The organism is Limibacter armeniacum, assembly GCF_036880985.1.
Taxonomy (GTDB): domain Bacteria; phylum Bacteroidota; class Bacteroidia; order Cytophagales; family Flammeovirgaceae; genus Limibacter; species Limibacter armeniacum.
The window spans coordinates 2,656,275-2,669,918 of the sequence record NZ_JBAJNO010000008.1; the positions used below are offsets into that span (position 1 = coordinate 2,656,275).

General features: G+C 35.2%; 9 protein-coding genes. 3 read left to right on the top strand and 6 right to left on the bottom strand.

Annotated features, from left to right (window positions below):
- Positions 1-47: 47 nt before the first annotated feature.
- Complete coding sequence (locus V6R21_RS16780) at positions 48-602, bottom strand: hypothetical protein (protein WP_334244785.1); 555 nt, start codon at positions 600-602, stop codon at positions 48-50.
- Positions 603-786: 184 nt separating this feature from the next.
- Here V6R21_RS16780 and smc point away from each other — a divergent pair, with 184 nt between their 5' ends.
- Positions 787-4,344 carry a chromosome segregation protein SMC gene (gene smc / locus V6R21_RS16785; protein ID WP_334244786.1) on the top strand — a complete coding sequence of 1,186 codons (3,558 nt, stop codon included), beginning with the start codon at positions 787-789 and terminating at the stop codon, positions 4,342-4,344.
- Between the two features lie 73 nt (positions 4,345-4,417).
- On the opposite strand, the gene V6R21_RS16790 is transcribed toward smc, so the two are convergent.
- The 4 genes from V6R21_RS16790 to ppk2 form a co-directional block, all read right to left on the bottom strand.
- The gene (locus V6R21_RS16790) at positions 4,418-5,155 is read right to left on the bottom strand and encodes a DUF6089 family protein (protein ID WP_334244787.1); all 738 of its coding nucleotides are present in this window, start codon (positions 5,153-5,155) and stop codon (positions 4,418-4,420) included.
- Between the two features lie 236 nt (positions 5,156-5,391).
- Positions 5,392-7,809 (bottom strand): polysaccharide biosynthesis tyrosine autokinase, encoded by a 2,418-nt coding sequence (locus tag V6R21_RS16795; RefSeq protein WP_334244788.1) that lies wholly within the window; start codon positions 7,807-7,809, stop codon positions 5,392-5,394.
- A gap of 21 nt (positions 7,810-7,830) precedes the next feature.
- Positions 7,831-8,565, bottom strand: a complete 735-nt coding sequence (locus tag V6R21_RS16800; protein WP_334244789.1) for a polysaccharide biosynthesis/export family protein — start codon at positions 8,563-8,565, stop codon at positions 7,831-7,833.
- A gap of 337 nt (positions 8,566-8,902) precedes the next feature.
- On the bottom strand, positions 8,903-9,637 hold the full coding sequence (ppk2, locus tag V6R21_RS16805) for a polyphosphate kinase 2 (RefSeq protein WP_334244790.1): 735 nt from the start codon (positions 9,635-9,637) through the stop codon (positions 8,903-8,905).
- A 269-nt stretch (positions 9,638-9,906) separates the two neighbouring features.
- On the opposite strand from ppk2, the gene V6R21_RS16810 reads away from it, so the two are divergent.
- On the top strand, positions 9,907-11,100 hold the full coding sequence (locus tag V6R21_RS16810) for a multidrug effflux MFS transporter (protein ID WP_334244791.1): 1,194 nt from the start codon (positions 9,907-9,909) through the stop codon (positions 11,098-11,100).
- Between the two features lie 16 nt (positions 11,101-11,116).
- Complete coding sequence (locus V6R21_RS16815; RefSeq protein ID WP_334244792.1) at positions 11,117-12,082, top strand: CobW family GTP-binding protein; 966 nt, start codon at positions 11,117-11,119, stop codon at positions 12,080-12,082.
- Between the two features lie 39 nt (positions 12,083-12,121).
- On the opposite strand, the gene V6R21_RS16820 is transcribed toward V6R21_RS16815, so the two are convergent.
- Positions 12,122-13,579 carry a PP2C family protein-serine/threonine phosphatase gene (locus tag V6R21_RS16820; protein ID WP_334244793.1) on the bottom strand — a complete coding sequence of 486 codons (1,458 nt, stop codon included), beginning with the start codon at positions 13,577-13,579 and terminating at the stop codon, positions 12,122-12,124.
- Positions 13,580-13,644: the final 65 nt, after the last annotated feature.

A 13,644-nucleotide genomic window follows, 5' to 3' on the forward strand; every position in this document is an offset into this window, starting at 1 on the left:
TTCTAAAGAAAAAGGACATCAGCTTGAGTTGATGTCCTTTTTTACTTTTAGAATTTTCGATCTAATATCTCTTTCATGATTACAGCATTTCTGACACTTTCAGGATTCGTAATCATATCCTTCATTTTCAGCTTTTTCTTCTTAATTGTTTTGGAACCTTTAGATACTGCATGTACATTTTTTTGTACCCTCTTCTTTTCTTTATCATTCCATTCTCTATTGATACCGCTGTGATCCCTATAATAATCACTCATCTTCTCATTATAGACTCGGTCAGCCACTTTTTCAGGTGAGTATTTGTCCCCTATTAGTGCTTTAGCCTTCTCCTCTGCTTTTTCTGTATCTATAGCTTGGCGTTTTGCTTTCCTGCTTCTATCTACATTCTTCGGATCTTCAAACTGCTTTAGCAATTCTTCAAATGGTGAAGACTCTGCCGTTGTTGATGGGTTTTCACCTCCTCTCTCAGAGCGGCTAGGCAAATCAAAATCCAAAGGAGGCAATGTAGGTGTACTGGTTTTCTCCTTTTTCTTACCTGACCTTGAGGACAGCGTCCAGTAAACCAAGAAACCAATTACGGCTGCGATAATTTCAAAAGAATCCATCTATGTATATTTGAGTTATTATATCAGAATAATCTAATCCTGTAACACACGAATCTACATACAAATAAGCAAATGCTAAAAAAGTTCCTATTAAATCTTAAAAATAGCTATTTTTGAAGTTCGTACAAACACCCTCAACGATTCAAAATCCAATTCGATTGAGGTTGAAACAAACTGACAAACTATGCTCTTAAGCAAACTGGAAATTAAGGGATTCAAGAGTTTTGGAGATAAAGTAAAACTCAGCTTCGACAAAGGTATTACAGCAGTAGTAGGTCCCAACGGCAGTGGTAAATCCAACGTCGTTGACGCTATACGCTGGGTACTCGGTGAGCAGAGCACAAAGGCTCTCCGTTCTGAAAAAATGGAAAACATCATTTTTAATGGAACGAGTAAGCGTAAGCCACTGCAAATGGCTGAAGTATCTCTTACTTTTTTGAACAACCGAGACCTACTCCCAACCGAATATACTGAAGTAACTATCGCAAGAAGGTACTACCGTTCTGGTGAAGGTGAATACCTATTGAATGGGGTTCCTTGCCGACTGAAAGATATTCAAGGTTTGTTTTTGGACACAGGTATTGGGTCTGACAGCTATGCAATTATTGAGTTGAAAATGGTGGATGAAATCCTAAACGACACCAACAACTCTCGAAGAGCACTATTTGAAGAAGCTGCTGGTATTTCCAAGTTTAAAAAGCGTAAAAAAGAAACGCTGAAAAAGCTTCAGGAGACAGATGCTGACCTTGAGCGTGTAGAAGACCTTTTACACGAGATAGGTAAAAATATGCGCTCTCTAGAAAGGCAAGCAAAGGAAGCTCAGCGATATCTCAAGTTTAAGAATGAATACCGTCAGCAAAGTATCTCATTGGCACGAAAGTCAGTAACGAGTCAACTTGATGAAATGCAACGCCTCAACGATGAACTTCAAATGGAAAACACACAACAAGGTTCCATTACGAAGCAGATTGAGGAAATGGAGCATCAATTAGAAACAGAAAAAGATGCACTGATACAACGTGAGAAACTACTTGGTTCTCGCCAAAAAACTCTGAATGAACATATTTTCAAGATTCGACAACTTGAAAGTGACAAAAAAATAAAAGGAGAGAAAAAGAAATATCTTGAAGACAAGAAGAACACTTTGCTCCTTCAGGCTGAAGAAGACCGTCAGTCAAACGAACAAATGAAGCAAAGTCTGAATGGACTTAAAACTCAGCTTGCATCCGCTCAGAAAATGCTTAGCGAAACAGAGTTCCTTTTAGATGACTATGAAACAAAGAAAACCTCTCAACAGGAAAAAACAGAAACACTTAAAGCTCAATTCTCCGATTTAGACAGCAGAATTAAAACTAAGGAAGCGGCCTTATACCAACTAAAAAAGAGTGTTGAAATTAGTGAGGTACAGCTTTCTGCTCTAAAGCAAGAACTAGAAAGAGAGTACTCTGCCAACACAGAAAAAAGCGCAAGTCTTGAACAATTTGACAGGCAGTTTGCAGCACTACAGGCTGAACAAAATGAAGTGAAATCTGAACTTAGCTATACACAAGAGCAGCAGGTTCAACACGAAAGTAAAATTGCAAAAACTCAAGCAGAAATTGAGCAGCAGAAAGACCGTTTAGCAGAAATCAACCGTTCACTCGATGCCAAACAGCATGAGTATGACTTAACAAAGTCAATGGTTGAGAACCTTGAGGGCTACCCTGATGCAATTAAATACCTGAAAAAGAATACGGACTTCGCTCAAAATGCTCCACTGCTTACAGACATCATTACCTGTGATGAAGAGTACAGACTAGCAATTGAGGGTTATCTAGAACCATATCTCAATTATTTTATCCTTCAAAATGAAGAGGAAGCTTGGAAAGCGGTCAACCTTTTGGCTGAAGCATCAAAAGGTAAAGCAAACTTCCTCCTTCTTGACAAATTTAAAGGTTTACCATTAGCTCCTCGTAAAGCAATTCAAGATGCTGTCCATGTTTTGGATGTTGTTGAGTTCGATGAAAAGTATAAGGACCTAGTCAACTTTATGCTTCACAATGCTTACATCATTGTAAGAAACCAAGGACAACTTCCACAACATGATGATGTCGTCTTGCTGACCAAAAATGGCAAAGGGATCAGAAAATGGAATACCGTAACTGGTGGTTCTGTGGGTGTATTTGAAGGGAAGAAAATGGGTCGTGCTCAAAACCTAAAAATCCTTCAGGAAGATATTCAAAGCCTAAAGACAGAAAAAGATACACTTGAACTTTCCAAGCTTAACTCTATTGATGAACTCAATGCTTTAAAAGAAATTTCTTACAAAGCTGATCTTGACAAACTTCAACAGGATATGAATCTTGTTTCTCAAGAAATCGTCAAGATTCAAACTCAAAAAGAAGAATTCTCTAAGTTCTTGGCTGAAAGTGAAAATAAGCGGGACGAAATCATGGAACGAATTGCCAATGCAGAGCAAACCATTGAGGAAAACCGCCCTAAAGCTGAAGAAGAACAAGAAGGACTGGAAATCCTAAAGGAGCAATTTGATATCATCAATGATGACTATCAGCTTGAAAATGAAAAACTGACGCAATTGTCAGCTCAGTTCAATCAGCAGAATATTCTGTTTCACCAACAACAAAATCAGGTAGAAAGCCTTGATAATGAGATTTCATTTAAAGAGTCTACTTATATAAAAGGGGAAGCTCGGGTACAAAGTAACCTTGAAGAAGCTACAAGAGTAGATTCTGAACTTGAAGAAGTAGCCAATATGGATGTAGCTGGCGATCAAATGATGGAGCAGCTTTATGAAGAAAAAACCTCCATTGAAGAAGGCGTCCAAGAAGCTGAAACTTCCTATCATCAAGCCCGAAATAAAATCAATGAGCTTGAAAAAACTGTAAGGGAGTGGCAACACCGAAAGGATAATGCTGGACAAAGAAAATTGGAGCTTAATGAAAAACTGAACCAAATCAAGCTATCATTAACATCTATCAAGGAAAAGATGGCTGTTGAGTTTGAGTTGGACCTTGAAGAAATTGCTTCAGAAGAGAACCCTGAAGATTCTTATAAAGATATGTCTGAAAGTGAACTAAAGGAATCAGTCAAAACCATCAAACAAAAACTTGATAAGATTGGTCCAATTAACCATACAGCCATTGATGCCTATAATGAAATCAAAGAAAGGAATGATTTTATAATTGAACAGAAAAAAGACCTTGAAAAAGCTAAAGAAACATTAGCACAAACCATCGAGGAAATTGATGCAGTTGCTAAAGAGAATTTCATGGAGGCTTTCAATAATATTCGTGACAACTTTATGGAAGTTTTCCGTTCCCTATTTACTGAAGAAGATAAATGTGATCTTAGACTTGTTGACCCTGATGACCCTTTAAACTCTAAAATCAGTATCATGGCTCAACCTAAAGGAAAACGACCATTGACAATTAATCAGCTATCTGGTGGAGAAAAAACACTAACTGCAACAGCTTTACTATTTGCCATTTACCTTATCAAACCTGCACCATTCTGTATTTTTGATGAGGTTGATGCTCCTTTGGATGATGCTAATGTAGGAAAGTTCACGAAAATCATTCAGAAGTTTTCAGAAAGATCGCAGTTTATCATTGTAACTCATAACAAACGTACTATGGCGAGTACTGATGTTATTTATGGAGTAACAATGATTGAACAAGGTGTTACAACAGTAGTACCTGTTGATATTAGGAATACACCTCAGCTTGAAGGCTTTGTTCATTAATCTCATTTATATCAAATAAAAAAGAGGTAACATATTAATATGTTACCTCTTTTTTTGTATTAGCCTAAATATATTAGAACCTTCTAATTTTATATCCATGCAAGTAGAATATCAATGATGCATTGAATGAACAATACATATCTACAGAAAATGGATTATTATCATAAAGGTCTAAATTATCTGAAAGAACTACTCTTCCTAAACCTTCGAAACCTAAGGCTAGATCTGGAGTTACTCGATATCTAAAACCTAAAGTCATTGGTATTATTCCATCAACTCTTCTTTCAGCATCTACCATATAATCATTCAAAGGAAACTCAGGATTTATAGCATACATCTCAGGCTGATGAGATATAATCCCTAATCCTATTCCTGCAAAAGGAATAAAGTTATCTGACCTTCTATAACGAAGCATGGACTCATTGACTCTTTTCAAGTCAAATATAAGCATACCACTTGCTTCAATAACTTGATTATCCATTGCCCATAGTCTTGCTTGGTATGCATCTTTATTAATATCTCCATCATATGCCCTTAACCATGTATAGGCTAATGTAGCTCGCCAAGACATCGTGCTTCGGTATCGCTTCTGCAAACTTACAGCGAAAGATGGCATTGCTCTTTTCAGCACTATTGGAAAGCTGTTAGGGTTTGCAGTCTGATTCGAAAGCTCCCCTGAATATAACGAAGGTCCTCCACTAAATGACAATAACATCAGCTTACGATTGTGAAGATAATTCTGCTGAGAAAAAGCAGAAAACGACAACAGAAGAAGCAAAGACGATAATACAGTTCCCCTTAAAAAATTCATATCAAATTTAGTTTAATATATCAGAAGTCTTTTTGGGTCTAATTACTCCTGCAAAGTAAAAATTCCAGTTCCAGCTAATATTCAATAGTAAATCTATTCCCAAACTAAGACATTATTAATTACAATCTATAATCTAATTTACAAAAAAATACTCCAATAGTTATATTTCTCACTTCTTATTAAAGAATTTATTCAAATAACTACTATAACAAAGTAGACAGTCACTTAACATTGAATCAACCTTTCCTCAAGAGCTTATCTATAAATCTTTGATATGGTCTTTTTTCTATTTTCCCTTCTCCAAAGTAGCTATCATCGTAAACATATCCTCCATAACCTGGCCCTATATACTTACTATGTAATTTTGAAAAATCTACACCATTAAAAATAATACTAGATTTTCTTGCTACTTTTTCGCCCAAAATAGTTTCGGCTTTACTTAGCATTTCTCTTTGACTCCTACCCTGTCTCACAACTAATAGGTTTGCATCGGATAATTCCAGAAGAGGTAATGTATCTGAAACCAAACCAATTGGAGCGGTATCTATAATTATGATATCAAAAATCTCTTTAAGTTCAGTAATCAATTCAGACATTTTCTCACTCATCAAAAGTTCTGATGGATTTGGAGGAATAGGTCCTGAATGAATTACTGAAAGGTTTTTAATATGGGTATCTTGCAACAATTCATACACATTTGCAGCATTCACTAAATAATCAGATAAACCTTTACCTGTTAAATCTTTAAAGTATGTTTCTAATTGTGGCTTTCTAATATCAGCACCAATCAATACTGTCTTCTTATTAATCATCGACAGTGATGCTGCAAGGTTAGCTGAAATATAAGTTTTACCCTCACCACTCATCATTGAAGTCAAAAGCATTGTTGCTTTATCTGACGATTTTGTCAAATATTTAAAGTTTGCTCTTATACTTCTGAAACTTTCAGTTATAGATGACTTTGGTGATTCAACTACATGTAACTTATCGGGGTCAAAAGCTTTTTGAATTACACCAATAATTGGTAAATGGGAAGCTGCCTCTACATCCTCTATTTCATGAATGGAACGATTAAATAGCTGAGCTGATATTATCAAACAAACAACAACGATAACGCCAAAAGCTCCACCACCACCCATCAGAACTATTGAGGACGGTGTTACAGGTTTTAAACTCACCTCTGGTACTTCTAGCTGTTTGTAGTTTGACAGTGATGCAGCCTTACTTATACTTGACTCAGCTTTTTTCTCTAAAAGAACCAAGTAAAGCTGCTCATTCAAATTATACAGTCTTTTAAAACCTTCAAGAGATTTCTCATCTTCCATTAATGGCTCTACAGATGAAAATAATAATGATATTTTCGATTTAGTTTCCTTAAGCCTAAACTCATACGTTTCAAGCATGTTTGAAATATTAGTTAGAATTGACTTTTCAAGCCCTTCTAATATTTTCGTCCTTTCTTTCATTTCAATTTCAAAGATCGGACTCATTTCAACTAAATCATTTCTCTTTGCTTCAGACTCTATTTTTGTATTAATATACTGTGACACCAAAGAAGTTAGTACTTCATTTTCAACTCCAAACACATTTGGAGTTACTAATTCCTCTTCTTTATTATTTAGTATATAGCTTTTGAGGTATTTACAATACTTAACCGCTAGTTCTAACTCAGTACGCTTCTCCTCAATTTCATATATTTTTTCAAATATCTTTTCAGACCCTCCAGCTAGATTTTTGTCTTTAATCTTGAGAGTGTGCATTCTAGTTGCCATATGTTTCATTGAATCAGCTACTATATTTAGTTGCTCCTCAATAAACCTTATGGTCTTTTCTTCAACCTCATTTTTCTCCTCAACATTATACTCCCTCGCAATTTCGATAAGTCGCTGATGAATCTCACGTTCTCGATTTGTATTTGTTCCTTGAGAAGATAGTTTTAATAATACAATTTCATTTGTTTGTTCACCAAGCATTGAAAGTGAAAAACTGGATCTAAATTTCTCTACAAGTCTATCTTGTGAATTTATTAGAACAGAAATCTCATTTTGATCCACATTTGACTCGTCCTGTTTAATCAGAAACTTAAAACCAAATATCTCGTAATATTTACCAAAATTAAATACTTGATTATTTACCCCATCACTTAAATATTCATCATTACTACTTAATGTAAATGAATTTTGATCAAGTTTATTAATGGTAAATTCAATATCATATGGCACATATGAAGATGATGAATCATAACTAAGAATGAAGGGTATTTCTTCAAAAATCTCTTTTCTCAATATGCCATTAGTCTGATAATAAGAAACATTCAGAGAAAGATCATTTGTCAACTCATTTATAAGTTTTCTAGAAAAAAAGAAGCCCTTCTCATATTCCAAATTCACCCCTGAAGCACCCATTTCTCCCATTAAACCTAGATCTAATGGAAGGTTACTCAGTTTATCTTTTTGAAGCTGTTTCACAAATTTCGTTGAAACACTCCACTTTGGTTCAATTGTTTTAGAAATAAAGTACCCAACTAAAAGACCTACTATTGCTCCGACAACAATTAAGTACCACTTACTTTTTAAGTAAGAGAACCAACGGCCTAAATCAATAGAAATTTCGTCTTCCTGGGTAAAGTTAGTTGAATTGCTAGTTTGTATCATAATGCTATTCCTCTAAAAAGGTCATCTACTTAATAAAGTGGCAACAGAGATCACTAATGAGGTTATAGATGCTATTAACCCTACATTTTTATAAACGTATGTGATAACTGGTCTTTGTTTTAGTGGCTGAACTACTAAAACATCATTTGGTTGAATATAGTAATATGGGCTAGCTACAAATTGTTCATCTAAAAAATCCAGATACACGACTTCTGCTATACCATTATTATTTCGGATAAGCTTCACATTTTCCCTATTGGCAAGTTCACCAAAGCCTCCTGCCTGCCCAATAGCTTCCATAGCTGTGATACGCTTATTAAACGTACTGTACATTCCTTCTCTAGGAACCTCTCCAAGTATTGAAAACCTAAAGTTCAGTAAACGTACATAAACAACTGGATCTTTCACATATTTTGAAAGCGCTACTTGAACCTCGTTTTCTACCTCCTTCAACGTTTTACCCTCAGCTTTCAAACTCCCAATTAATGGCATTTGAATTTCGCCTAATTCATTTACCTCATAACCATAGATAGTACCATTTGCACCACCTATAACCTGAGTATTCTGGACCCTTCCTTCTAACCCTGATGGATTAGTAATATCAAATGCATTATATTGGGATGGAGTCAACGATGCTACTCTTATATGCAGTTGATCATCTACTCTAACTAAATATTCTGCTGTTTTTTTCAGCTCGTATTTCCTCAGAACAGAATCCTTTGCATATTCTTCTTTAAACTCATTTTTGGTTCTCAAATAAGTAGCTTTCTTATTTGGCACACATGATGTCAAAAAGACATTGAAAGCCAAAAATAAGATCAACAATCTACACACGCTCTTACTTCTCATTAAAAAATCAATTGAAATATATTAGATATCATCAGAGTCTGTTCTATGACAAAATCGTTCCAAAAAAAACAAGTCATAGAAATAAAACGCTTAATTTTTCATAAACGTCTTTCCACACATTACTTTTTATTAAGTAACGTGATGAATTAAAATGTTCAGTTAAATTGTTAAAGCAATAAATAACCACATTGACTCAATATCTCAATGTGGTTGACAATTAATTATATCAAAAAAGCTAATATTCTCAGTATAAGCTGACTACTTCTCTATTCGGCATTAGTCGTTCTCCAGTCAAACCCTTTCCTTCATACTCAACGACACTCAACACATATCGCATTGCTTCTTTTCTAGCGACATCTCTATCATTACCTTTTATTACTACCCAAGGATGATTTTCAGTTGATGTCGATTCAAACATTTTCTCTTTGTATAAAGTGAAATCATTCCACTTAAGCTGAGCTTGCATATCGACTGTACTAAGTTTCCACTGCATTAATGGATTTGTCTTTCTTTCTTCTAGCCTATTCTTTTGCTCATCCACATCTATTGAAAACCAAAGCTTTACAATTTGAATCCCATCTTCAAAAAGCATTTCTTCCAATTGATTGACTTGTTTAAGAAAAACTGAATATTCTTTTTCAGAACAAAAACCCATTACTGGCTCCACAACAGCTCTATTATACCAACTTCTATCAAAAAAAATTATTTCACCAGGGTTTGGTAATTCTTTAAGATATCTCTGAAAATACCACTGTCCCTTTTCAGTTTCTGTTGGTTTTGGCAAAGCAACTACCCGATAACCTCTTGGGTTTAAAAAGCGGACAAAGCGCATAATTGCACCACCTTTTCCAGCAGTATCCCTACCTTCAAACAGTACTACAAGTCTTTTATTGTGCTCTTGGATCCAACGTTGCATTGTAACAAGCTCAGTCTGCAAGTTGATATATTCCGGGTCGTTTTCAAGGGTCAATAAAGGCATTATATATTAGTATTAATTCCCTAACAATTAGATTCTTTTTTAAAGAAAATAGCTACCCTATAATTTGAGTGCGCAATATAGCATTCCCCTTTTATATAGTCATAATTTAATTTTGAACATTATGTTTAATTTCAGCTAACCAAAAAACAGATACAACACATCAATCTAACAATCAATAACTTACACATAAATAAAAAGGATAATATCATAAGAAAAAGTTTCTGAATTAAATTCGGTATTTTTGCTGCTTTTGCAAAAACAACCACCTTATGAAACTGAATAATTCTTCATTAATCTTCATACTTAGTGCTTTAGTTGCACTAGGTCCTCTAAGTATTGACATGTACTTACCTTCCATTCCGGAAATTGCCACATTTTTCGGAACCAAAATTCATCAAGCTGAATTAACAGTAAGTATTTTTTTCCTTGGGTTTGGTATTGGGCAGTTTATAGGAGGTCCATTTTCTGATAACATTGGCAGAAAACCAATAACACTGATAGGACTGATTATTTTTGCTATTGCATCACTCATGATTACTTTTTCAACTCAAGTTGAATGGATGATTCTATTCAGGTTTTTTCAAGCAGTTGGAGGTGGTTTTGTGACAGTGAACGCATCCGCGATTGTTAGAGACCAATTTGAAGCTAGTGAAAGTGCTAAAATTTTATCTTCAGTTGCCAGCATCATGATGATAGCACCCATGGTAGCTCCTCTTCTCGGATCATTCGTTGTCAAATTTGGCGAATGGCAATACATTTTTGCATTCCTAACTTGCTATGCTATCATAATGTTATTGGCAGTGAAGATATTACTTAATATAAAAACTCGAGAAAAGTCAAAGATATCAATCTCTCAAATTACGAAAAGCTACCTAAGTGTCTTTAAACACAAGCAAGGTATGGGGTACCTTTTATCAGGCTCTTTTGCCTCGACAGGAATGTTTGCATTTATCACTAAGTCATCCTATATCTATATAGAGTACTTTAAATTATCTTCGGATATATTTCCTCTTTGCTTTGGCGCGAATGTACTTCTGATGATAATTTTAAGTAAGACAAGTGGAAAGCTTGTTCATAAATACCATCCTAGTAAAATAATGAAGGCAGGTCTAACCTTGAACATTATTGCAGGAGTGATGTTATTCACCTATACATCTTTGATGACACCCGCTTTTGAAGTGGTTTTAGGACTCAATATTCTGTTTGTTGGTTCTTTAGGGCTCGTATATGGTAATGTAGATGCTTGTTGTCTGTCTTACTTCCCTAAGAACGCAGGTGTTGCAAATGCACTTTTTGGCATTACTAAATTTGGACTTGGCGCTACAGCTGGAGCTGTGATTGGCATAGTTGGAGGCAACGCTATTTCTGGACCATTTGCAGTAATGATGGGAGCAAGTATTCTCTCAAACTTATTTTACTACATATTAGCACAGAGTAAATCAAGAACTTTAGAATTAGCATAAAGCAAGTTTCATAAATATGGAAAAGGATTACAGAATCCCTGTTACAATTATTACAGGCTTTTTAGGCGCTGGAAAAACTACTTTGCTAAACCGCATTATACAGGCATATCCTGATAAAAAATTTGCCATAATTGAAAATGAGTTTGGTGAAGTAGGTATCGACAATGAGTTAGTCGTAGATGTAGAAGATGGCATTTTTGAAATGTCTAATGGTTGCATCTGTTGTACTCTGTCAAGTGAACTACTTGAAACACTAGAAAAACTACTAAAACAGCGTGAAAAATTTGATCATATTCTGATTGAAACAACTGGCATTGCTGAACCTTCCAGTATTGCTATGCCATTCCTTACGACTCCTGTCATTCAAAACCACTTTAAGTTAGACGGAACAATATGTTTGGTTGACACGCAGTACATAGAGGATAACCTAAAGGATGATGAAAATGCCGCACATCAGTTATCATTTTCGGATCTAGTATTATTAAACAAATCCGACCTTGTTACTGAGGAATATGCTAATGAGGTAAAATCTTTATTAAAAAACATCAACCCTTACGCTGAGTATGTAAAAACCATTAATTCAGATTTCAATGGAAAAAACCTACTGAACTTAAATGCTTTTGCACCAGAGAAAGTCGAGGAAAAGACTTCTTTTATTCATCACCACCATCACCACCATCACCACCATATCACATCTCACAGTGTGAGTATGGAAGGAATTGTCAACCCTCAACAACTTGAATATTGGCTTACAGTCTTGTTACAGCTGCAAGGTCATGCTTTTTACAGAATCAAAGGGATTTTCAACTTTCCTGATGAACAAAGAAAAGTAATCTTCCAGTCAGTAAGGAACCAGTCAGCACTTACGCTTGGAAGTGAATGGCGTTCTGATGAACAAAGGGTTAACAGAATGGTCTTTATCGGAAAAGAGCTCAACAAAGACATTCTTGAAAAAAGATTCAAACAATGTTTGTTGAAATAAAAAAACAAAGCTGTTCGAGAAATTTGACTCGAACAGCTTTTATACTTGAAGCCCTACAACCAAAATATCATCAGTCTGCGGATACTCGCCTTTCCATTCTACAAGTGATTTTTGCAATTCACACTTTTGTTTACTGACAGGAATATCACTTAACAAGCCTATTAACTCCTTAAATTTCTTACGATGAAACTTATCTCCAGACAAACCTCCAATTTGTTCCTCAAATCCATCTGTAGCTAAAATCAGCCTATCACCCTTACATATCCCAACTTCTCTATGTGAAAAAGCTTTCTTATCATGAATAGCCCCCCCAATGGAAAAATGGTCTCCTTCCAAATCAAAAACCTGACTCCCTCTGCCAATATAAAGCCTGTTTTTTGCTCCTGCATACTTCAATTTCCTATGCTCTTTATTATAAGCTATCAGCAACATATCTACCGTTTCATCTACACCTAATGCATTTTGGTGGTCTTCCACAGTTTTATGCATCATATAAGTGACCTTCCTGTCTAACTGGGACAATATCTCAGCAGGATCAATTACCTTTTGAGTAATCACTGTCTCATTCAAAAAACTGTAACTCATCATTGACAACATAGCACCAGGAACGCCACACCTTTTACAATCTCCTATGGCGACAATATCCCACCCATCTGAGGTACCATGCCAATAAAAATTACTGCTTACAATATCTTTTGGGATAAACAACACAAAACCATCCTCAAAGTTTTTTCTCACTTTCTGTTTGCTTCCAAAAACAGCTTTTTGAATATGTTTTGCATAATGATGCTCATAAATCATTTGCGTATTTTGATCCTGAATCAACTTACTTTGAATTTCCAGTTCATTTTTTTGCTCCATAAGTTCCAACCTCTGGGCAAAGGCTTCCCTGCTAGAATTGACTAAAAACCCTCTCCTATTTAACCGTTCAGTCTCAAAGAAAATCGACATTAAGGATATGATCACTAAAAAGGCTATATAACTCCACACTTCTCCTATTGACTCCATTCCCATTTGACTACCGCCATTTATCATAAAAACCACTATTGTCAAAATGGATATGACTAACCAAAAAACAGCAGAGAGTCTTGATGAAAAAAACAGGGAGAACATCACTAGAATAGAGAACCATGGCACAATTGCATAGGGATTATCAATATTGTTAACCCGAACAAGCAACAGCAATAAATAAATATTGAAAATCAATAAGTTTCCATAAAACGAAACTGACTGTCTCTTCTTCTCTATTAGAATACCTCCTATTAGTCCAACTGCTGAAAGAAAACAGGTAAGCTGTAATAAAACTTCCGAATCAGAGAATGCCTTTTTTGAGTTGAGAAAATAAATAAGTGATAGGGTATGTAAAAAGACTCCACATGCAGCGATCGCCTTTATATAATTCAGTTTTTTTTCTCTACTGCTATGATATGCCAAAAACCTATCATACAGTCTTGTCATGAAGTTTGGATTCGAAGCAATCAATGGGTTTTTCCTCATATTAAAATTGGTGTTAACCAATTGTTAGTCAATTATGTGTTTTCAAGTGCTTCATACAAGATAAG